Raw genomic sequence first — 20,866 nt, forward strand, 5'->3', positions numbered from 1 at the left:
GCATTCTTGGCAAGGAAAAAACTCAAAGCACAGGATGACGCCGACAAGGTGTTAGCTGTCGTCCATCGCGTCTTCCGGGAGAATTTTCGCGATTTCCTCCCGCAATACGGTCTTGCCGCGCTCTGCATGCTGGTGATTTCCGCGACCACCGCCTATAGCGCCTACATACTCAAGCCCATAGTCGATGACGGATTCGTGGACGCTGAATGGTCCACGCTTTACTGGCACTGCGGGGTCCTTGTCATCGTCTACATCCTGCGCGGTTTTGCCGTCTACGGACAAACAGTGATTCTTGCCCAGATCGGCAACAACATCGTCGCCCGTTATCAGCGGCGCCTGTTCGAGCATTTGATGCGCCTCGACATAGGTTTCTTTACGGCAAGCCGCTCCGGCCAGCTTTCGGCCCGGATCGCGCAGAATGTCACGGGCATACGCGATCTGCTGAACATGACGATCGCCGCCGCCGCGCGCGACGTGGTCACCCTGGTAAGCCTCGTTGGGGTGATGATCTATATGGATCCCTTGCTGTCGCTCGTAGCCTTCCTCATCGGCCCGCCGATGATCTACGCCATCAACTACCTGACGCGGCGTCTGCGCAAGATCACGCGGGAGGCGGTGGAGATCAATTCGCGCTTTCTCGGTGCCATGCAGGAAGCGGTGCAGGGCATTGCCATTGTCAAGGCCTTCACCATGGAGGAGGCGCTTTCGGCAAAGATGGGAGCCCTCATCCACCGCGCGGAGGAACGCTCCAACAAGATCGCCCGCGTGTCGGAGCGGCTAACGCCCGTAACGGAGATTCTTGTCGGCATTTCCGTCGCCGCGGTGCTCGTCTATGCGGGCTGGCGAGCCGCCAACCAGGGCGTGCCGCCCGGCTCCGTGATTGCCTTCATCGGCGCCATGATCTTTGCCTACGATCCCGTCCGCAAGCTGGCGCGCCTTCAGGTCAATCTTGAGCGAGCACTGGTCAATGCCCGCATGATCTACGAAATTCTCGATCTCGAACCGCAGCAGGGCGACATGCCTGGTGCTTTGCCGCTTCAGGTATCTTCCGGGCATGTCCGCTTCGAAAATGTGAGCTTTTCCTATGCCGAGCAGATGCCAGTGCTGCGGGGCGTGGATTTTGCGGCCGGGGGGAGGAAGACCACCGCCATCGTCGGCCACTCCGGCGCGGGCAAATCGACACTTTTCGCGCTTTTGCAGAGATTCTACGATCTGGACAATGGCACGATCTACATTGACGGGCAGGATATCAGCCGCGTGACGAAGCATTCGCTGCGCTCGGCCGTCGCTTATGTCTCACAGCATCCGTATCTCTTCGAAGGCTCGATCCGTGACAATATCCGCTACGGTCGTCCCGATGCCAGTGACGCGGAAGTGGAGGAGGCGGCCCGGCTTGCCAATGCAGAGGAATTCATCCTGCAGCAGCTTCAGGGCTATGACACGCTCTTGGGCGAAAATGGCGTGACGCTTTCCGGTGGACAGCGCCAGCGCATCTCCATCGCCCGCGCCATCGTGCGCGATGCGCCCATCCTGCTTCTGGACGAGGCAACCTCGGCTCTTGACAACGAGTCCGAAGCCAAGGTGCAGCAGGCGCTTGAGCGGATGATGAAGAAGCGGACCACGCTTGTCATCGCCCACCGCATCTCCACGGTCGTCAATGCCGACCATATTGTGGTGCTGGAGGATGGAAGGCTGGTGGAGGAAGGTACCCATTCAGCGCTTGTTAGGATGCCCCACGGCGTCTATGCCCGCTTTTACCGGATGCAGATGGAAAGAGGGCAGGACCTTCTTGACAATGCCGGAGGCGTGGACACGAAAAACGATGAAGTCGCGACGGAAATGATGGAGCAGCGCCGATGAGCGATATGGGCTTGGTGGTTGTCGGGGCGGGTGGCCGCATGGGCCAGATGCTCATACGCACCATCCATGGGATGGACGGCGTGCGCTTGGCAGCCGCGATCGAGCGCACCGGCTCGCCATATCTCGGCCGGGATGCCGGAGAGGTTGCCGGCATCGGCACCATCGATGTTTCGATCGGCGATGACCCGCTGACAGCCTTTGCCCAGGCCGACGGGGTGCTCGACTTCACTGCGCCCGCAGCTACGGTTGAATTTTCCGGCTATGCCGCACAGGCCCGGATCGTTCACGTAATCGGCACAACAGGCTTCTCAGCCGAGGAAGAGGCGGCAATCTCGGCGGCAGCGCGTCATGCCACGGTGGTCAAATCCGGCAATATGAGCCTGGGTGTCAATCTTCTTGCCGTCCTCGTACGTCAGGCTACGCAGGCGCTGGCAGATGATTTCGACATCGAGGTTGTCGAAATGCATCACCGCCACAAGGTGGACGCGCCTTCCGGCACGGCGCTGCTTCTGGGCCAGGCTGCCGCCGAGGGCCGTGGCGTAAAGCTGGAGGATGTAAGCGTGCGCGCACGTGACGGACATACCGGCCAGCGGGAGACGGGCAAGATCGGCTTTGCCTCCCTGCGCGGCGGCTCCGTCGTGGGCGAGCATTCGGTCATTCTGGCTGGCGCGGGCGAGCGTATTGTGCTTTCCCACCACGCGGAGGACCGCGTGATCTTCGCCCGTGGCGCGGTGAAGGCAGCACTTTGGGCGCGGGAGCGCAAGCCCGGCCTCTACTCGATGCTCGATGTCCTCGGCCTTGCCTGAATTCGTCTCAAAGCTTTAAGGGAGTAACCATGTCCGGAACCCTAATTCTCGTCCGTCACGGCCAGAGCGAATGGAACCTTAAGAACCTGTTTACCGGCTGGCGCGACGTTGCCCTGTCGGAACGCGGGCACGAGGAGGCGAAAGCCGCCGGACAGCGAATCAAGGCAAAGGGGCTGAAACCTGACGTTGCCTTCACTTCTGCGCTCAAGCGCGCCCAGATGACGAACGACCACATTCTCGACGTGCTCGGGCTTTCCTCGCTCGAAGTGATCCGCGACCAAGCGCTCAACGAACGCGACTACGGAGATCTTGTCGGCCTCAACAAGGACGATGCACGCAAGAAATGGGGCGACGAACAGGTGCATATCTGGCGCCGCTCCTACGATGTCCCGCCGCCGGGCGGCGAAAGCCTGAAGGATACGGGCGCGCGCGTGTGGCCTTATTACATCCGGATGATACTGCCGCGCGCTCTGCGCGGGCAGACGGTGCTCGTTTCGGCACACGGCAATTCGCTGCGCGCGCTCGTCATGGTGCTGGACGGTCTTGCCGGCGACGAGGTCGCAAAGCTTGAGCTCGCTACAGGCGTTCCTCTCATCTACCGGCTGAATGCCGATTCCACCGTCGCCTCCAAAGAAATCCTGGAGGGTTGAGGCGGGGCGGTGGGCCATCATTGACCTGCCGGGAGCGTATCATTTAGGGGCTGGCAACGCATCTGCCGCCCCATCTCCTCGAAGCCGGCTCAATAATGCGCAGCGGCTTCATCGAAACCCGGCCTTCGCGCAAAAACCCAAAAGTTCACAAGCTGCGGCGGTCTTTCCCGCTCAGGGCCAAAATCTTACAAATCGCGTTGACACAACGCGCAGCGCCGCTTACATCGGCTGCGCACCCAGCCCAGGTGGCGGAATTGGTAGACGCGCTGGTTTCAGGTACCAGTGACGCAAGTCGTGGAGGTTCGAGTCCTCTCCTGGGCACCATTGCCTCATTCCTATCCGCTCTTTACTTGCCGTAGGTCTCCCGCACGCAACGATCTTGCCCAGAGAGAAATGTTCTCCGTCGTTTCGGCCGACGAAAGGCGGTTGAACTCCAAATTTTCACGCCGTCTATGACGCCGATGGCCAATCGCTGGTCGTGCTGTCGGAATGCCAGATGAGCGGCGTCGGTCGCAAGGTTCATGCTCACCGCGCTGCTCCGACCTCATCGACGAAAAAGGAGGCGGCACCGATTTGGCTTCGCAAGCGCTCCGCCCGATGAAAAGCCACAAGCAGCCGGTTGCTACGACGAAACGCTTTATCCCAGCGCCGCATACGACGTTCGCCAAGCTCACGAACTGGCGCATCGCGATCCGCTGCGACCGCTGTAACTAAATCTTCCTTTCGGCAGTCGTCATCTTGGCTCTGATCAAAGAATCCTGCGCCTAGCACATCGGAAAAAAATTCGCTTTCGGTCCGGTTGAAATCCACCGTGATTGAAGGTGGATCATGGGCAAGATCTATTCGTCAGATCTGCGCGAGCAGGATGTTGCGTTTGCCGAGGCGGCTTCATTAGCACTAGCCATTATCTTGACGTTAGCGCGAGCTTCGCGGCCAAGCTGACGCGACATTGAGGCAGTACGGGGCGGCAGGGCGGGCGCGTCAAGAGCGTCCGCTGGACTTCCGGTTCCTCGCTTCGAAGCTTTTCCAATCGGAGCGGCCGATGGCCAAGGCCGCAGCCAGCGGCACAAGGCTCCTTGCCAACGCGCCTTCGTTCATTGGAAAAGTCAGACCTTCATAGCCTGCCTGCGCTGTCTGGCTAATCCCTGCCCTAGGTGATCGCGAAAACGATCAACCTTGCGGCTTTCGACACTTGCGACGCCTCTCAACTCGCGCCGATACTGACGAAGGGCCGCGTCGTCATCCTCGGCAACCTTGCAATTTACAAGAGCAGCGCGGCGCATGGTTCCTGTTCAGTTAGCCTTCGCCAAACTCAAGACACACCCGCGCGCCGCCGCAGCCAGAACCTTCAAGGGCCTTTGGAGAGCAATCGGAACATCTGCAACCTCTTCAGCAAAACCGGATGCTGGAGCTTTCTCAAGAAGCCGATACGCGTCCCGTTAAATGGCCGTTGCTCTAGTGCAGTCGCTCTATGGCGAGCGCGGTTGCTTCGCCGCCCCCGATGCAAAGCGAGGCAATGCCGCGCTTCAGATCGTACTTTTCCAGAGCAGCCAACAAAGTCACAATCACGCGGGCCCCCGAGGCACCGATCGGATGTCCAAGGGCACAGGCGCCGCCGTGAACGTTCACCTTGTCTCGCGGAAGCCCGAGATCCTGGATGGCAGCCATTGCCACGACCGCAAAGGCTTCGTTGATCTCAAAAAGATCGACATCCTTCAGATCCCAACCGGTCTTCGAGCACAAAGCCTTGATCGCGCCGATGGGAGCGGTCGGGAACAGGTTCGGCGCGTCCGCATACGTTGCGTGACCCGCAATGGCGGCAAGCGGGGTGATCCCCCGTTGCTCCGCCTCCGAACGGCGCATCAGCATGAGAGCTGCGGCACCATCAGAGATCGAACTGGAGTTTGCTGCCGTGACGCTTCCTCCTTCGCGGAAAGCGGGTTTAAGCGTGGGGATTTTTTCCAGCTTTACCTTGAATGGCTGTTCATCCTGGGCGACTTCCCGTTCTGCCTTGCCGGACCCGACCTTGAGAGGAACGATTTCCGACGCGAAGCTACCATCTTCGATAGCCTTGCGGGCTCTGGTAAGCGAGGACAAGGCGTATTCGTCCTGCGCCTCGCGGGTAAATTGGTAGCTCTCGGCGCATTTCTCGGCGAAGGTGCCCATGAGCTTGCCCTTATCATAGGCATCTTCGAGGCCGTCCAGGAACATGTGATCCATGACGCTCCCGTGTCCCATGCGGTATCCGTCGCGCGCGCGGTCCAGCAAGTATGGGGCGTTGGTCATGCTCTCCATGCCTCCCGCCATCGCCACGTTCGCGCTGCCCGCTGCAATGAGGTCATGCGCGAACATGACCGCTTTCATTCCCGAGCCGCACATCTTGTTTACGGTCGTTGCGCCCGCCGCGAGCGGAAGGCCGGCCTCGATTGCAGCTTGCCGCGCCGGAGCCTGCCGCAGCCCTGCCGAGAGGACGCAGCCAAAAACGACCTCATCGACGTTCTCGGGAGCAACGCCTGATCTTTCAACAGCCGCACGGATCGCGCTCGCTCCCAACTGCGGAGCGGTCAAATCCTTCAAGTCACCCTGGAACCTTCCCATTGGCGTCCGGGCGGCAGAGGCGATAACGATGGGGTCATGTTTGGTCATTGCTTCTTTCCTGTTCCGATCGAGCATTAAACGGCATCAGCGCGGTGCCATGCGAATCCCGCCGTCAAGGCGGATGACTTCGCCGTTGAGCATCGGATTCTCGCAGATATGCTTCGCGAGCGCGGCGTACTCCGCTGGCCTGCCAAGGCGTGGCGGAAACGGGATGCTACTGCCCAGGGACTTCTGGACCTCTGCAGGCAATCCCGCGACCATCGGAGTCTCGAAGATGCCCGGAGCGATGGTGGCAACGCGGATGCCATAACGCGCAAGCTCGCGCATGACTGGCAATGTAAGAGAAACAACGCCTCCTTTCGAGGCCGCATACGCGGCCTGCCCGATCTGGCCGTCAAACGCGGCGATCGATGCGGTGTTTATAATGACGCCCCGTTCACCATCCTCATTAGGCTCTTCCTTCACCATTGCATCGGCTGCAAGCCGGATCATGTTGAATGTACCGATGAGGTTGATGCTGATCGCCCGGGCGAAGCTGTCCAGGCGATGCGGGCCTTCGCGTCCGACCACTCTCTCCCCTGGTGCAATTCCCGCACAGTTGATGAGCCCGTTGACGTGGGCAAACCTATCGAGAGCCAACTTCACGGCGGCCTGACCGCCGGCCTCTTCCGTCACGTCGGCATGTGCAGCGACAGCAATGTCCCCCAGTTCCGATGCCACCGATTCGACCGCGTCACGATTGATGTCCACAAGGACCAGCCGAGCCCCTTCCTCCGCGAAGGAGTGCGCCACTGCCGCGCCAAGGCCTGAGCCAGCACCGGTGACGATAAAAACCCCGTTCTTGATCTGCATGAATGTTATCTCCACTTGATGGGCGTTACGGCCAAGGTCGAAATGGCGAATGCGAGGCCCTTTAGCGCCCCAGGACTATGCTTGCGCAAGGCGGTTCGACGTGAACAGCGCAGGCGTTGCGCCATATTGCTCAACCGTGGTTTGCGACTGGCATGGCACCGGAAATGGGGGACCGGAAGTCCAGATTAGCAAGGTCGCAACCGCGCTGGAAATCCCCGATGTGTCGATCCATCCAAAGCCGCGCTTCCCGCTCGTTACCGCTGCTGATCGCTTCGTATATCTTGCGATGAGCCAGCAGAAGGCGTTCACCGGCATTGAGGCGGGCCATTACCTTCGCAAACGCAGGGTAGAACAGTTCTCCAACCGTTTCCCGGCTCATCTGCAGGGCATTGTTCCCGGTTGCTGCGGCAAGCAAATTGTGGAACTCGATGTCCAGTTCCACAAGCGCGCTGACATCGTCTATTGCCGCCTCGCTGCGGCGGATATTGTCTTCGATCAGCTTGAGGTCCGGTTCGGTTGCCTTTAAGGCCGCCGTTGCCGCGCATGCGGGCTCAATCGCGCTCAGAACTTCCCAAAGCTGCTCGAAAGTCGTCTCCTGCAGCAGGAAAGCGGTCTTCATCTGGGCGCTGATTTCCTTTGCCTGAGGCGCGGTGATGCGCAGCCGGTTGCGGCCCTTTTCCCGCCGGATCAGCCCACGTTGCTCCAAAACGCGGATTGCCTCTCGTACGGTCGACCGGCTGACGCCAAAATGATCGGCGAGCGAAAGCTCACTAGGCAACGACTCGCCGACAGGCAGTTCGCCGGCAAGTATCCGGCGCTCAAGAACGCGCGCGACAGCTCGAAAGGCCGGAAGTGTGCGATCCCTGCTTTCGACCCTTATGGTGGCAACGGCATCTTTCCCCTCGGAAGCATTCTGCCAAGTCATGCCAAACGCGCCTCGTTAGCCGCTCTCTCACGCAGTTCGCTTCGCTTCACCTTGCCGGTCAGCGTCTTGGGCAGCGAATCGACAAAGACAATTTCCCGCGGATACTTGTAGGGGGCCGTCTGCGCCTTGCAGTAGTCCTGCAGTGCGCGCACCAGGGAAGCGTCAGCCTCCTTCATGTCCCTTGGCTGAATAAAGGCCATTACAATCTCGCCGCGCGCCGGGTCGGGTTTCCCGACCACGGCACACTCCTGCACCGCGGGATGCGCAAGCAGCACGTCCTCGACCTCGCTCGGGCCGATACGATAACCAGCCGAATTGATGATGTCGTCCATGCGGCCGGCATACCAAAGGTAACCTTCACTGTCCTTCACGCCCCGGTCGCCGGTTATGTACCAGCGGCCAGCAGGTCCATCGCGGAAACAGGTTTCCGTCCTCTCCGGCTCTTTCCAGTAACCCAGCATGAGCTGCGGGTTGGGAGTGAGGAGCGCAATGTCTCCTTCCTCTCCTGGGGGCAGCTCGCGCCCTTCTTCATCGACAATGGCAATGGTGCTGCCAGGCGAGGGACGGCCCATGGAGCCTGGTTTGACCGGCTCGCCAGGATAGTTGAGCACCAGCATCAGTGCTTCGGTTTGGCCATAGGCCTCGCAAACCGGCATGCCGACCGCTTCTATCCATTTCCGGTTGATTGTCGCGCTTACTGCCTCACCAGCCGAAACGGTGCGGCGCAAGGCGGAAAGGTCAAAGCCCGCTCCGGCTTCCTCGGCCACCCGCGCAAGTTCCGTCGCAGGCGCGCAATAGACATTGACGCGGTGACGCTCCAGCATCCGCAGCCTTTCTGCCGGGTCGAACGGGCCGTCGTAAAACAGCGAGCACGCGCCGCGGGCCCACGGACCGAACAGGATGCTCGTGCCAGCCTTGCTCCAACCGGTGTCGGCTGTGCACCAGATCAGGTCGCCGGGCTCCAGATCCAGCCAATAGGCGGCCGAGACCCACCAAGAATAAAGTGCGCGCGATGAGTGTAACACTCCCTTGGGGTTTCCTGTGGAACCGGAGGTGTAGTACATAATTGCCGGGTCTTCGGCGGCGACGGCTGGCGGCTCGAACTGTGCCGGCGCGCCGGCAATGACCTCGTCAAATTCGTCCCAACCCTTTGTCGCCCCGACACTGACGCGGATGTCGAGCGCGTCGGCCATAGCCGCGAATTTCCCCGTCTGCTCGGCACGGCAGATGACGGCGCGCGCGCCAGAATTGCTAATGCGGTAGGCCAAGTCCTTCTCGGTCAGCATTTCGATGCAGGGAATGGGCACCGCACCAAGCTTGAGGGCCGCCACGACGGCAATCTGCCATTCGGGGATGCGCGGCAGCATGACGATAACGAAGTCGCCCTTGTTGACGCCCCGCGCGCGCAATCCATTGGCAAGCCGGTCGGTCAGGCTGGCAATGTCGGAAAAGGTGAAGCGTCGAACCTGCCCGGAGGCGTTCTGGGCGATCAATGCCGGTCCGTCATGGTCGCGCGCCATGCGGTCGACCACATCGATGCCGAAATTGAACTGTGCCGGCACCTCCCACCGGAATGCTTGGTGGAACGTCTCATAGCTTGCATCGCCGCGCACGAGCGGCACTCCACCCTTCGTCTTCATCAGATCGCTCCTTCTTGGCGTAGCGCCTGGATTTCCTCCTGCGAGTAGCCGGCGGCTGCCAGCACCGCATCATTGTGCTGCCCCAGAAGCGGCGGTGGATCGCGCATCTCGCAGGGCGTTTCTGACAATTTTATCGGGAAGCCGAGCTGAGGAATGCGACCCTCCACCGGATGGTCGATGTGCTGGAGCATTTTGCGATGGACGAGCTGGGGATGGCGGAAAGCTTCTTCCATCGAATTGACGGGGGACAGCGGAATGTCGGCCTCCTCCGCGAGAGCGACCCATTCGTCGCGGGAGCGCTCAAGCATGGTGCGAGCAATGCAGGCGCGCTGGCGGTCAGCATCCTCGCCTTCAGGATAGTGTGTGCGCATGTCAGCCGGCAGGTTGATCAGCTCGCAGAACCGGTCCCAGAAGTGGGCTTCCAGCGCTCCCAGCGCGACGTGACGGCCGTCGGCGCATAGATAAATCCCATAGCATGGCGCCTGGCCAATGAAAGGCCGCTCACCGCCCTTCGGCTCGATGCCGCCGAAAAGATAGTCGGCGCCGTGCAGCGCAAGCCAGGCCACCGTTCCGTCAGTCATAGAAATGTCGACGAACTGGCCTTCTCCGGTGCGGTCGCGAGAACGCAGCGCCGCAAGGATGCCGGTCGTTGCCATCAGTGAGCCGCCTCCCACGTCGGCGATGGAAAGGCCGGGCACAGATGGGCCCTCGCCAGGCCGTGCGAACAGTTGCAGGGCGCCTGCAATGGCAAGGTAGTTAAGATCGTGCCCGACAGACAGGCGCATCGGGCCGTCCTGGCCGTAGCCGGAGATGGCACAATAGATGAGGCCCGGATTGTCCTTGCGCAGCGTCTCGTAAGACAGGTCGAGCCGTTCCATCACGCCTGGCCGGAAGCCTTCGAGCACTACATCGGCCTTTGCCGCCAGACGGCGGAACGCCGCCTTTGCACGTCCATTCTTGAGGTTCAGTGTAACGCTTTTCTTGTTACGGTTCAAAAGCAGGAAGGAGCCGGACTCCTCCTTGGCCTTCGGCTCCCACGAGCGGTTGTAATCGCCTCCGTCCGGGTGCTCGATCTTGATGACCTCCGCACCCATGTCGGCAAGAATCTGCGAGCAGAATGCGCCGGGCAGCAGACGGGTGAGGTCCAGCACAACCACGCCTTCCAAAGCGAGCCGTTTCGTCTCCGGTTGCGCGCTCATGCCGCCGTCCATCCGCCATCAACCCCGATGGTCTGGCCGGTGACGTAAAGCGAGGCGTCGGATGCAAGGTAGACCACCGCCCCAGCAATCTCGTCGGGATGAGCGAAGCGGCGCATCGGCGTCCGCTGCGTGATCCGTTCCGACAGCACCGGATGCTCTGAAAGGCCGGCGGTCAGATCGGTTTCGACATAAGCCGGAGCAACGGTATTGACGCGTACACCCTTCGGCGCCCAGTCGATGGCAAGTGAACGGGTGAAGAGTTCCACGCCGCCCTTCGAGGCGCAATAGGGGCCCGTCTTTCCAAGGCCAACCCTGCCGCCGATCGAGGATATCGTCACGATGCTGCCGGAGCCGGCGGTGAGCATGCCGCGGCCGAAGGCCCGGCAGGTCAGGAACACGCCTGTCAGATTGGTGGCGATGATCTCGTTCCATTCGGCAAGCGTCGTGTCCTCCACCCTCTTGTAGATGGCGTTCACGCCCGCATTGTTGACCAGCACCTTTGCTACGCCGTGCCGCTTTTCAACGGCCCGCGCCAGGCGCTCCACATCATCCTCGCTGGAGACATCCGCCGTGATTGCATCGACCTTGCCTCCTGCATGGCTGATCTCTTCCGCAGCGGCATCGAGCGTCGTCTGGGTCCGCCCGGTGATAACGACCGTCGCTCCATGCGCAGCCAGGGCGGTGGCGATGGATTTGCCGATGCCGCGCCCGCCGCCCGTCACGACACAGACGCGTCCGCTCAGGTCGAACATGGTTTTCAGATCGATGCTCATTAACGCTTCTCCCGCATGCGCCGAGCAAGTGCCCAGCGATGAACCTCCGATGGCCCGTCATAAACCCTGAAAGCACGCACATCGCGGAAGAACCGTTCAACCACCGTGTCGCGCGTCAGGCCGAGTCCGCCGAGAATCTGGACGCAACGGTCGGCCACGCGCCAGATTGCCTCTGAGCAGATCACCTTGGCGCGGGAGCTTTCCGCACTGGCGCGCTCCCCCTGGTCGAGAAGCCAGGCAGTGTGCCAGATGGCGAGCCTTGCCGTGTAGATGTCCATGTCGTTGTCCGCCAGCATGAAGCCGATGCCTTCGTGCTCGACGAGCTGCTTGCCGAAAGCTGTGCGACGGTTAGCGTAATCGCGGGCAATGTCCTGAGCCCGCACCGCTGCGCCAAGCCAGCGCATGCAATGGGTGAGGCGGGCTGGCGCGAGGCGAACCTGGGCATAGCGAAAGCCTTCTCCGTCTGCACCCAGCACGTCTTCTTCCGGCACGAAGAGGTCGTCGAAGCGGACAACCCAGTGGCCGCCGGTAAAGGTGGAATCCATCGTGTCGAGCTGACGTTCCAGAACGATCTCCGGCCTGGGCATGTCGGCGAGGAACATGGTGGCTTTGCCCTCATGCTCACCTGAGGCCATCTTCGCCATGACGATGGTGAAGGCAGCGTCCTGAGCGCCTGTAATGAGCCATTTGCGCCCGCGAATGCGATAGCCGCCGTCTACCGGCTCGGCCAACGTTTCCAGAAGCGACGGGTCGGCGCCTGCGCCCATTGGCTCGGTCATCGCAAAACAGGAACGTGCCTCGCCGGTAGCAAGCGGCTTCAGCCAACGCTCCCGCTGCCGCTCGTCGGCAACGACATCCAGCAAATGGATATTGCCTTCGTCGGGCGCGGCGCAATGAAGGGCGATCGGGCCGAGCATAGAGTATCCGGCAGCCTCGAATGCGATGGCCCGCCCGAAATGGCTGAGATCGCGGCCGCCATACTCGGACGGGGCATGCGGCGCGAGAACGCCGTGCTTGCGGGCCAGATCCACGAGTTCGCGCCGGAAGTCCTCGGTCGGTCCATGGTCGGTCCAGCGCGGGTCCTTTTCCAGGGGGATGATCTGGTTGCGCACGAACGCGCCGATTTCTTCTGCAAGCTCAGCCAGCTCCGGCGGCACAGTGAAATCCATTAAATTTCTCCTTAAAGTGGCTGATCCAGGGAGGCTAGGGTGAAATCGATGAGGTCGGCACCGAGCCGGGCGAACCCCGCATAAGCATCGTCGCCGGCGATCCCGTTGACCCAGTTGCGATGCAATTGGAGAAACACCACGCCTAGCTTCAACATCGCAAGGATACGCCAGACCGGCAGATCATCAATCGGCCGGCCGGTTGCCCGCGCATAGGCATCGGCGACCTGAGCCCGGCTCAGGAAGCCGGGGTTCGCAGTAGGCATCTGCGCCAGCAGATGCATGCATTCAGGATCGGCGGGCTCGGTCCAGTAGCTGAGCAGCGTGGCCAGATCCATCAATGGATCGCCGCGGGTCCCCATATCCCAGTCAAGAACCGTCGTGATGCGGCAGTTCTCGCCGAGCATACAGTTATCAAGCTTGAAATCGGAGTGAAGCAGAGTGGGAGGCAGTGCCTCCGGCTGCTTGCGCTCCAGCCATGTGCCGATTTTTTCAATTGCCTTGAGCGTCGAGTCATCCTGCGCAACAGCAGCCCCGCGGCGCATCCAGCCAGCAGTTGTCCGGGCGAAAAAACCCTCAGGCCGCCCGAAATCGCCCAGTCCGACTGCTTCCGCATCGACTGCATGCAAGGCGGCTAGAGTTTCCACGAGGCTGATTGAGAGGGCGTTGCACATTTGCGCGTCGAACTCGGGCGGCAGCTTGTCGCCCCGGATCGACAGGCCGGACCGGTATTCGAGCAACTGGAAAGGCACCCCGATCACCGACAGCTCATCGCACAGGTGGAAGCTCCTGGGCGCCTGGGGAAATGCCTCTCCCAGCCTCGACAAGACGCGATGCTCGCGGACCATGTCATGCGCCCCGGGCGGGAGGTCCCCCATCGGTGGCCGCCGCAGGACCGCCTTCTCGCCATTCACCCGAACGAGGTAGTTCAGGTTGGATAGTCCGCCCGAAAGCTGGATCGCGCCGGCTGCACGGTCGAGTTCAATGCCATGTTGTGCAAGATGGAGGGCAACAGCTTCTACATCGAGTCCGAAAGCCCCCCTGCCATCACTCGATCGGGCTTCATCCACAACAGACGAGGTCACAAAGCTTCTCCATAATTGTCAGACAAAAAGTTGACCACATGTTAGAACGTTGTCAATCCGAATCTGAACCTTCCGGCAAAATCAACACAGAGTGGCATCGAAAGTGTCTTGTCGAGCCCTTTGGACGGAGCTACCTTGTCGACAACTGTCAGACAATAAAAGAATGATAGCTGCACATTCAGGAGGATTCAGATGGACGCATTTCTGGTTGAGCCACAATGGCTGGAGGAGAGGCTGGGCGACCCGGGCGTCGTGATTCTGGATTGCTCCTGGTATATCCCGGAGTTGGAGAAGAGCGCCCGCGCGGAGTTCGAGCAGGAGCACATTCCGGGCGCCCGTTTTTTCGATCTCGACAAGGGGTCGGATGAAACGTCTCCCTATGTGAACATGCTTCCTTCCGCGCAACGTTTCGCTGAGGTCGCGCGCGAACTCGGCATCGGGAACGACAGCCTCGTCGTCGTGTACGATTCCAGTTACGTGTCGGCACGCGTTTGGTGGATGTTCCGCATCTTTGGCCATGAAAAGGTGCGGGTTCTGAATGGCGGTTGGAAACGCTGGAAGGCCGAGGGGCGCCCTGTCGAACAGGGCCCAGCGGAGCAGCCTCCGCAATCGGACTTCATCGCACGCGAGCCAATTGGCCAGGTCGCAACTTGGCGCGATGTCCTCGATGCGATTCAAAATGGCGGAGCAGTGGTGGCGGACGCCCGCACCACCGAGCGTTTTATCGGCGAACTGCCTTCGGGATATCCCGGCGTGGCGGGTGGGCACATGCCCGGCGCGATCAATGTCCCATGGGGCCGCATGATCCCGCAAAAAGGCGACTTTACATTCGTTTCGCCGGAGGAGGCAGAGGCAATCTTCCGTGACGCCGGGGTCGATATCGAGCGGCCTGTGATCACTACCTGCGGTTCGGGCGTGACCGCGGCCATTCTTGCTTTCCAGCTCGCGCGCCTCGGCAAGACCGATTGGAAAATTTACGATGGTTCCTGGCATGAATGGGGCCAGCGGGATGATCTTCCAAAGGAGTCGATCTGACATGAATTCGGCAGACACGCCCCTCTCACTGGACAGCCTGCTGACCAAGATCGGCCGCGAGCATGGGAAAAGTGCAACCGCGGTTAATCCTCCCGTACACCGCGCCTCGACCTTCCTGTTCAATACGCTCGACGATTTCGAGGCGGCGGCGGCGACGCCGTTTGACGGCCCGTTCTATGGCCGCGTCGGTACGCCCACGACCTTTGCGTTTGAACAGGCGATATGCAAGCTCGAAGGGGGACATCGTACCATAGCGGCCGCTTCGGGGATGGCTGCTATTTCTGCCGCGCTGCTGGCGTTTCTTGACAGAGGCGACCATGTTCTGGTGGTCGACACCGTCTATGAACCTGTACGCCGCTTTTGCAACCGTATGCTGGCCCGGCTCGGTATTGAAACCACCTTTTACGATCCGGCCGTCGGGGCGGATATTGGCAGCCTTGTCCGGCCGGAAACGCGGGTAATCTATCTGGAATCGCCTGGCTCCGGCACGTTCGACATACAGGATATTCCGGCAATCGTGGAGGTGGCGCGCGAGCGCGGCATTCGCACGATCATTGACAATACCTGGGCAACGCCTGTCTTCCTGAAGCCCCTGTCGCTCGGCATCGACGTCTCGGTGCAGTCCGCCACCAAATACATTGTCGGACATTCGGATGCGATGCTGGGATCGGTGACGGCCACCGCCGAAACCTATGATGCGGTGCGTCAGGCTACACAAGATCTTGGTGCTGCTGCTGGTTCCGAGGAATGCAATCTCGGGCTCCGCGGACTACGCACCCTGTCGGTGCGCCTGCGCCAGCACGAAGCTTCCGCACTTACTCTTGCAAAATGGCTGGAAACACGGGCGGAAGTGGCGCGTGTGCTCCATCCCGCGCTTTCCTCCTTCCCCGGCCATGAAATATGGAAGCGTGACTTCTCCGGTTCCTGCGGGCTGTTTGCTGTAGAGCTGGAGCCATGCGATCCGCAATCGGTGCGGGAGATGGTGAATGGGTTGCACCATTTCGGCATCGGCTTCAGTTGGGGCGGCTATGAGAGCCTCATCCTGCCGGTACATCCTGAAAAGACGCGACAGGTCATGAAGTGGGATGGCAAGGGCCCTGTCCTGCGGCTTCACATTGGCCTTGAGGCGGTCGAGGACCTGCAGGCCGACCTCGCCGAGGGCCTCGGGAAACTGCGCCCGGCCTGATTAGAGGAGGCGGGGGAGGCGCTTTGCGTTGTCCCGCCTGCCCGTCATGCGACTCACTGCAAGAATTCTCGGCAAGCCGTGCCTCGCCTTGGTAACCGGAACTTTGCGGCCAGTGGGATAACGCAAATGCTTGCACTCAAAAGATTAGCGGCGGCTCCTCTCACCTCCGGTGAAAAGCGCCGCTTGCTCTAAAGAAAGTCACGAGGCTCTCCCTTGTCGCAAGACGGCAGTAAATGCAGCCTGCCGTCTTGTATTTGCCCGCGTAGCGGATCTCACCTTGCGAGCGTCAGAAGCCGATCGGCCAATGAACAATCTCAGATCCGTCGATGAAGCGGCTGTGGCGGAATGGTTCCGGATCGACATGCGGGGTCTCTCCGGCAATCAGTTCAGCCATGAGCTGGCCTGCCGCCGGCGCAATTCCGAAGCCGTGTCCGGAAAAGCCTGTCGAGATAAAGAAGCCAGGAATTGCCTCCACCGGGGAAATCGTCGGGATCGCGTCGGGAGTGACATCGATCCAGGCACTCATTCTTTCGTTCACCACCATATTCGCGAATTGGGGGAACAGTTTCTTGATATTGATCGTCGCCTGATCGAGAATCGCGTGTCCGGGCTCGGGACGCATGATGCGATACGTTTCGAAGGGCGAGCGTTGATCCAGCTTCCAGCTTCCGAGCATCATGATTTCTTGCCAGGTCCGTTTGCCGATGCGGAATTTCATCGCCCGCCACTCGTTCTTCAGTGCAGGGATGTAATCTTTGAAATAGCGGAAGCTGTCCGGCACGATGTCGACAGGATGGGCCGAGCGCATGCCAACATTGTAGCCGCCGTCATTGCGCCGGCGGAAACCGAAGCCGTTGCCCGATCCGCACCCTTCCGGACCATTCGCGATGGGGCGCGTGCGCATAACCTGAGACAGCATTTTCAGCTGCGGGATCTTCACCTTGTGATGACGCGCAAACAGGCTTGACCAGATGCCGCCGGCCAGGACAACAGTCTTGCAGCGGATACGGCCCTTTTCAGTCACCACTTCGGAAACGCGCCCGCCAGCGGTTTCAAAACCCCGTACCGCGCAGGCTTCTACGATATGCGCCCCGAGCTTGCGGGCACCTTCGGCGATGAGGCGGCTGGCTAGATGCGGCTCCGCATATCCGTCCGATGGCGTGTGCAGCCCGCCCGCAAAATTGCGCGTATTGCCAGGAGCAAGTTCGTTGGCGCGCTCCCGATTGACGAAATGCGTGTCCAGATTGAATGGCTCCATGGCCTTCATCCAGGCTTCGTACTTCGCCATATCCTCTTCTTTGTCGCAAAAATAAGTGATGCCACGCCGGCGGAAACCAACATCTGCCCCGATCACGGATGGAAGCTCGTCCCAAAGCTTCATTGCATGGATCATCAATGGCATCTCGCGAATGTCGCGTCCCATCTTGCGCACCCAGCCCCAGTTGCGGCTGGACTGCTCTTCCCCGATGGTGCCTTTCTCACAAAGGACGGTGGGGATGCCGCGCTGGGCAAGGTGTAGTGCAGTGCATGCGCCGATGATGCCGCCACCGACGATGACGACCTCCGTTTCTTCGGGTACGACATGGAAATGGTGAGTACTGGCAGTCTGGATATTCATCGAAAAGCCTAATTTCAGAGGTGGATTTAAGGTGTCTTCTTTTTGCTACGTGCCTCGGCTGCGCGGCGGCGCGCTTTGATCCCCTCCACATATTCGATGAGGAAGTCGTAGAACTGCTTCGCTGCCACGGACATTTCGTCCGGATCGCCTACGACGCCGAGAACGATGGGGATGGCGGGAGTAAAAGGGCGGAAGGCAAGATCCGGATTGCGCCTCAAATGCGGCGAGTAGGGACTGACGATCGATAAGCCGAGACCCGCCGCCACGAGATTGCACACCGCTTCGTGCGTGGTTGCCTCGATCATCATCACGCGATCGATGCCTTCACGATCAAAGAGCGTATCCACTTCGAAGCGGAACGGGGTACCGCGCGGAAAGCTGATGAAGGGTTGATTTGCAAGGTCGGCTGCGCGGATCTCATCACGTGAAGCCAGCTCGTGGTCGGCACGGAAGACGCACATAGCCGGCCTGGACAGGAGTTCGCGTACAGGGATGGACGAATTCGGCAAAGGCAGCGTTCCAACGCCTATGTCGGAGCGGCGAGCGGCAACCCATTCGGCGATTCCATCCTGTGACTGCGTATCGAGTCTGATTTCAATGTCAGGAAACCGGGTGCCGAACTTGGCGATGATCTCGGGCAGCAGGCCGTTGGCATAGAGGCCCATCGCAACGATTGAAACCGTTCCTGATGTGAGGTTGCGAATGGCGTGGACTTGATGGTTCAAGTCCTCAAGGCCGACGAAAAGTTTTTCTACCTGTTCGAAAAGGCGCCTGGCGTCTTCGGTGGCCTCTGCACCGTTTCGCTGGCGCCGAAACAATTTAAAGCCCACCGCCTCCTGAAAGTCCATCATCAGACGGCTCACAGCAGGTTGAGAAATGCCCAGCAGTTCCGCAGCCTTGGTCATGCTGCCGAGCGTGACAACAGCGCGGAACGCCTCAACCTGCCTGATATTGAACCGTTTCACTGTGACTTTCTCCGAACGGTATTGCCGCTCCATGACAAGGCACGCCATTGCAGCGCACCGTTTTTTCGTGACATAACATTTCCGTCAAAATTACGCAACTTGACGTTTCAAATATTATGTCTTAACGTTCCAGCCAAAGGATCGAGAGGAGGGGCCATGTCCAGATTGCCTGCGATATCCGATGAGAAAGGCGCACGTTAATGGCGGTCCTGCGCTCACTCTCGCATTGGGGCGCGTTCCGGGCTGAGGTCGTCGACGGAGAGCTTGTTTCCGTATCACCCTTCGAGCATGACCCGCATCCCACTCCGCTGATCGGTGTCTGGCCGGAAATGTTGACGTCGCCCATGCGTGTGGAGCGTCCGGTCATTCGCAAGGGGTGGCTGGCCGGCGATGGCGGCGCCAGAAGGGGCGAAGACGATTTCGTGGCTGTCCCATGGGACGAGGCCCTGGATATCGCTGCAGCGGAGATACGCCGCGTGCGTGAAGAGCACGGCAACCAAGCGCTTTTCGCCGGTTCCTATGGGTGGTCAAGCGCGGGCAGGGTGCATCATGCGCGGACACTGATACGCCGTTTCTACAATACGCTTGGCGGGTTCACGGATCAGACGACCAACTACAGCTACGGTGCTGCTATGGCGTTCCTGCCTCGCGTCGTCGGCGTGACGAACGCGATCGGCTCGTCCGTCACCTCCTTCGCGACAATACGCGATCATTGTGATGTCATGCTCGCGCTGGGCGGCATCCCAAAGAAGAACTGGGAAGTGAATTCCGGGGGCTTCGGCCAGCATCGCTATGAAACATTCCTGAACGGCGTTGCCGGCCGCACGCGCATCGTCAATGTCAGCCCCTATCGCGGCGATGTCGATCCGCGCTTCCCGTGCGAATGGCTGCCAATCCGGCCGAACACTGATACCGCATTGCTGCTTGCGATCATGCAGGTATTGGTGAGCGACGGGAGCCACGATCAGGAGTTTCTGGACCGCTACTGCAGCGGTGCCGAAAGCCTGATTGCCTATTTGGTAGGCGAGACGGACGGGGAAGCCAAGACGCCTTCCTGGGCTGAAGCCATTACCGGCATTCCTGCGCAGGAAATCGCCGCGCTCGCGCGCAGCCTTGTCGGCAAGCGCGTACTTGTTACCGCCAACTGGAGTCTGCAGCGAGCCCGTCATGGGGAGCAGCCTTATTGGGCTACCGTGGCGCTTGCTGCGATGCTTGGCCAGATCGGCCTTCCGGGCGGCGGGTTCGCGTTCGGCTATGGCTCGTCAAACGGCATGGGCAATCCGCGCTACGCCACGCCGCTCTACGGCCTCCCGACCGGGGAAAATGGAACGGGATTCGCCATTCCTTGCGCGCGCGTAAGCGACCTTCTCCTCAATGCCGGCCAGTCCTTCCGCTTCGACGGAAAGGACTATACATATCCGAAGATCGAACTGGTTCACTGGGCTGGCGGCAATCCATTCCATCACCACCAGGATCTCAACCGCCTGCGTGAAGCTTTCCGCCAGCCGCAGACGGTGATCGTCAATGAATGCTACTGGACGGCCACCGCGCGCCATGCCGACATCGTATTGCCGGCCACAACATCGCTTGAACGCAACGATATCGGCGGTGCCTCGCGCGATCCTTTCATCCTCGCCATGCACAAATTGGTGCCGCCGGTGGGCCAATCCCGCGATGATTACGAGATCTTCGCCGCCCTGGCTGCACGCCTTGGCGCTGAGGAGGCGTTTACCGAAGGACGGTCGGCGGATGAATGGGTGCGTTTTGCCTGGGCGCAAATCAGCAGCAATCTGTCGAGCCGGGGCATCGAACCGCCCAGCTTCGAAGAATTCTGGGAAACGGGTTATTTCGAAATGCCCGAGCCCAGGGAGAATTATGTGATGTTCGCGGATTTCCGCGACGACCCAGTTGCAAACCGGCTGCCGACACCGTCGGGCCGGATTGAGCTTGGCAGTACCCGGATCAGGGAGATGACCGATGGGGCACAGCCAGGCCATCCCGTCTGGCTCGATCCTGAGGAATGGCTCGGCGCCGACTTGGCGCGGACCTATCCCATCCATCTGCTGACGCCACAGCCGGAGCGCCGGCTGCACGGCCAGATGGACTGGAGCGCCCACAGCCGCGAAGGAAAGGTCCGCGAGCGCGAGGTCATGCGGATTCATCCCGAGGATGCCGCAATGCGGGGGATCAATGATGGCGATGCGGTTCGCCTCTTCAACGAACGTGGCTCCTGCTTCGCGATTGCTAGCCTCGACGATGGCCTGACGCGCGGCGTTGCCTTGCTGCCGACCGGAGCGACCTACGATCCCGATGGCACGGGGGACCGCAACAGCAATCCCAATGTGCTCACGCGCGATATCGGCACCTCCGAGCTCGGGCAGGGCTGTGCTGCCCAATCATGCCTTGTTGAGGTCGAAAAATTTGCCGGCGAACTGCCGCCGCTCAGAGTCAATCGTCCGCCGGTGCAGCATGAAGGCGGCGACTTCAAATTGGTTAAATGACGAGAAG

The 20,866-nt window shown here is 60.5% G+C and carries 17 protein-coding genes and 1 tRNA gene; 7 read left to right on the plus strand and 11 right to left on the minus strand.

Annotated elements, in window-relative coordinates:
- Nucleotides 1-6: 6 nt before the first annotated feature.
- The 4 genes from HUS57_RS13935 to HUS57_RS13950 all read left to right on the plus strand — a co-directional run bounded on the left by HUS57_RS13935 (nucleotide 7) and on the right by HUS57_RS13950 (nucleotide 3,640).
- Complete coding sequence (locus tag HUS57_RS13935; RefSeq protein ID WP_246727878.1) at nucleotides 7-1,860, plus strand: ABC transporter ATP-binding protein; 1,854 nt, start codon at nucleotides 7-9, stop codon at nucleotides 1,858-1,860.
- Complete coding sequence (gene dapB / locus HUS57_RS13940; RefSeq protein WP_173934507.1) at nucleotides 1,857-2,666, plus strand: 4-hydroxy-tetrahydrodipicolinate reductase; 810 nt, start codon at nucleotides 1,857-1,859, stop codon at nucleotides 2,664-2,666. The genes HUS57_RS13935 and dapB overlap by 4 nt, the downstream gene beginning before the upstream one ends.
- A 29-nt stretch (nucleotides 2,667-2,695) precedes the next feature.
- Nucleotides 2,696-3,316, plus strand: a complete 621-nt coding sequence (locus tag HUS57_RS13945; RefSeq protein WP_173934508.1) for a 2,3-bisphosphoglycerate-dependent phosphoglycerate mutase — start codon at nucleotides 2,696-2,698, stop codon at nucleotides 3,314-3,316.
- A 239-nt stretch (nucleotides 3,317-3,555) separates the two neighbouring features.
- Nucleotides 3,556-3,640, plus strand: a tRNA-Leu gene (locus HUS57_RS13950).
- A gap of 201 nt (nucleotides 3,641-3,841) precedes the next feature.
- Here the strand turns inward: HUS57_RS13950 and HUS57_RS17835 are convergent.
- The 9 genes from HUS57_RS17835 to HUS57_RS13990 all read right to left on the minus strand — a co-directional run bounded on the left by HUS57_RS17835 (nucleotide 3,842) and on the right by HUS57_RS13990 (nucleotide 13,554).
- Nucleotides 3,842-4,126, minus strand: a complete 285-nt coding sequence (locus tag HUS57_RS17835; RefSeq protein WP_210256081.1) for a hypothetical protein — start codon at nucleotides 4,124-4,126, stop codon at nucleotides 3,842-3,844.
- A 645-nt stretch (nucleotides 4,127-4,771) separates the two neighbouring features.
- A complete protein-coding gene (locus HUS57_RS13955) occupies nucleotides 4,772-5,962 on the minus strand; it encodes an acetyl-CoA C-acyltransferase (RefSeq protein ID WP_173934509.1) in 1,191 nt (396 codons plus the stop codon).
- A gap of 36 nt (nucleotides 5,963-5,998) precedes the next feature.
- On the minus strand, nucleotides 5,999-6,766 hold the full coding sequence (locus HUS57_RS13960) for a 3-hydroxyacyl-CoA dehydrogenase (protein WP_173934510.1): 768 nt from the start codon (nucleotides 6,764-6,766) through the stop codon (nucleotides 5,999-6,001).
- 130 nt (nucleotides 6,767-6,896) lie between these two features.
- A complete protein-coding gene (locus HUS57_RS13965) occupies nucleotides 6,897-7,691 on the minus strand; it encodes an FCD domain-containing protein (RefSeq protein WP_173934511.1) in 795 nt (264 codons plus the stop codon).
- Nucleotides 7,688-9,331 (minus strand): AMP-binding protein, encoded by a 1,644-nt coding sequence (locus tag HUS57_RS13970; RefSeq protein ID WP_173934512.1) that lies wholly within the window; start codon nucleotides 9,329-9,331, stop codon nucleotides 7,688-7,690. The genes HUS57_RS13965 and HUS57_RS13970 overlap by 4 nt, the downstream gene beginning before the upstream one ends.
- The gene (locus HUS57_RS13975; RefSeq protein WP_173934513.1) at nucleotides 9,331-10,530 is read right to left on the minus strand and encodes a CaiB/BaiF CoA-transferase family protein; all 1,200 of its coding nucleotides are present in this window, start codon (nucleotides 10,528-10,530) and stop codon (nucleotides 9,331-9,333) included. Before HUS57_RS13975 ends, HUS57_RS13970 begins: the two co-directional genes overlap by 1 nt.
- Nucleotides 10,527-11,303: a 3-oxoacyl-ACP reductase family protein gene (locus HUS57_RS13980; protein ID WP_173934514.1), complete on the minus strand. Its 777-nt coding sequence runs from the start codon at nucleotides 11,301-11,303 to the stop codon at nucleotides 10,527-10,529. The genes HUS57_RS13975 and HUS57_RS13980 overlap by 4 nt, the downstream gene beginning before the upstream one ends.
- Nucleotides 11,303-12,472, minus strand: a complete 1,170-nt coding sequence (locus HUS57_RS13985; protein WP_173934515.1) for an acyl-CoA dehydrogenase family protein — start codon at nucleotides 12,470-12,472, stop codon at nucleotides 11,303-11,305. Before HUS57_RS13985 ends, HUS57_RS13980 begins: the two co-directional genes overlap by 1 nt.
- An 11-nt stretch (nucleotides 12,473-12,483) precedes the next feature.
- On the minus strand, nucleotides 12,484-13,554 hold the full coding sequence (locus tag HUS57_RS13990; protein ID WP_173934516.1) for a phosphotransferase family protein: 1,071 nt from the start codon (nucleotides 13,552-13,554) through the stop codon (nucleotides 12,484-12,486).
- Nucleotides 13,555-13,746: 192 nt separating this feature from the next.
- On the opposite strand from HUS57_RS13990, the gene HUS57_RS13995 reads away from it, so the two are divergent.
- Both HUS57_RS13995 and metC read left to right on the plus strand, forming a co-directional pair.
- The gene (locus HUS57_RS13995) at nucleotides 13,747-14,589 is read left to right on the plus strand and encodes a sulfurtransferase (protein ID WP_173934517.1); all 843 of its coding nucleotides are present in this window, start codon (nucleotides 13,747-13,749) and stop codon (nucleotides 14,587-14,589) included.
- 1 nt (nucleotide 14,590) lies between these two features.
- Nucleotides 14,591-15,775 carry a cystathionine beta-lyase gene (gene metC, locus HUS57_RS14000; protein WP_173934518.1) on the plus strand — a complete coding sequence of 395 codons (1,185 nt, stop codon included), beginning with the start codon at nucleotides 14,591-14,593 and terminating at the stop codon, nucleotides 15,773-15,775.
- Between the two features lie 286 nt (nucleotides 15,776-16,061).
- On the opposite strand, the gene HUS57_RS14005 is transcribed toward metC, so the two are convergent.
- Nucleotides 16,062-17,393 carry an FAD-binding oxidoreductase gene (locus HUS57_RS14005; RefSeq protein ID WP_173934519.1) on the minus strand — a complete coding sequence of 444 codons (1,332 nt, stop codon included), beginning with the start codon at nucleotides 17,391-17,393 and terminating at the stop codon, nucleotides 16,062-16,064.
- A gap of 26 nt (nucleotides 17,394-17,419) precedes the next feature.
- Complete coding sequence (locus HUS57_RS14010; RefSeq protein ID WP_210256082.1) at nucleotides 17,420-18,406, minus strand: LysR substrate-binding domain-containing protein; 987 nt, start codon at nucleotides 18,404-18,406, stop codon at nucleotides 17,420-17,422.
- Nucleotides 18,407-18,558: 152 nt separating this feature from the next.
- Here HUS57_RS14010 and HUS57_RS14015 point away from each other — a divergent pair, with 152 nt between their 5' ends.
- The gene (locus tag HUS57_RS14015; RefSeq protein ID WP_173934521.1) at nucleotides 18,559-20,859 is read left to right on the plus strand and encodes a molybdopterin-dependent oxidoreductase; all 2,301 of its coding nucleotides are present in this window, start codon (nucleotides 18,559-18,561) and stop codon (nucleotides 20,857-20,859) included.
- Nucleotides 20,860-20,866 lie beyond the last annotated feature (7 nt).

Origin of the sequence: Chelativorans sp. Marseille-P2723 (assembly GCF_902809845.1) — a bacterium.
In the GTDB taxonomy this organism is placed as follows: domain Bacteria; phylum Pseudomonadota; class Alphaproteobacteria; order Rhizobiales; family Rhizobiaceae; genus Chelativorans.

Coding starts and splice junctions, on each gene's coding strand:
- dapB (WP_173934507.1), top strand. CDS start 1,857: ATGAGCGATATGGGCTTGGTGGTTGTCGGGGCGGGTGGCCGCATGGGC.
- HUS57_RS13945 (WP_173934508.1), top strand. CDS start 2,696: ATGTCCGGAACCCTAATTCTCGTCCGTCACGGCCAGAGCGAATGGAAC.
- HUS57_RS13955 (WP_173934509.1), bottom strand. CDS start 5,962: ATGACCAAACATGACCCCATCGTTATCGCCTCTGCCGCCCGGACGCCA.
- HUS57_RS13960 (WP_173934510.1), bottom strand. CDS start 6,766: ATGCAGATCAAGAACGGGGTTTTTATCGTCACCGGTGCTGGCTCAGGC.
- HUS57_RS13965 (WP_173934511.1), bottom strand. CDS start 7,691: ATGACTTGGCAGAATGCTTCCGAGGGGAAAGATGCCGTTGCCACCATA.
- HUS57_RS13970 (WP_173934512.1), bottom strand. CDS start 9,331: ATGAAGACGAAGGGTGGAGTGCCGCTCGTGCGCGGCGATGCAAGCTAT.
- HUS57_RS13975 (WP_173934513.1), bottom strand. CDS start 10,530: ATGAGCGCGCAACCGGAGACGAAACGGCTCGCTTTGGAAGGCGTGGTT.
- HUS57_RS13980 (WP_173934514.1), bottom strand. CDS start 11,303: ATGAGCATCGATCTGAAAACCATGTTCGACCTGAGCGGACGCGTCTGT.
- HUS57_RS13985 (WP_173934515.1), bottom strand. CDS start 12,472: ATGGATTTCACTGTGCCGCCGGAGCTGGCTGAGCTTGCAGAAGAAATC.
- HUS57_RS13995 (WP_173934517.1), top strand. CDS start 13,747: ATGGACGCATTTCTGGTTGAGCCACAATGGCTGGAGGAGAGGCTGGGC.
- metC (WP_173934518.1), top strand. CDS start 14,591: ATGAATTCGGCAGACACGCCCCTCTCACTGGACAGCCTGCTGACCAAG.
- HUS57_RS14005 (WP_173934519.1), bottom strand. CDS start 17,393: ATGAATATCCAGACTGCCAGTACTCACCATTTCCATGTCGTACCCGAA.
- HUS57_RS14010 (WP_210256082.1), bottom strand. CDS start 18,406: ATGGCGTGCCTTGTCATGGAGCGGCAATACCGTTCGGAGAAAGTCACA.
- HUS57_RS14015 (WP_173934521.1), top strand. CDS start 18,559: ATGGCGGTCCTGCGCTCACTCTCGCATTGGGGCGCGTTCCGGGCTGAG.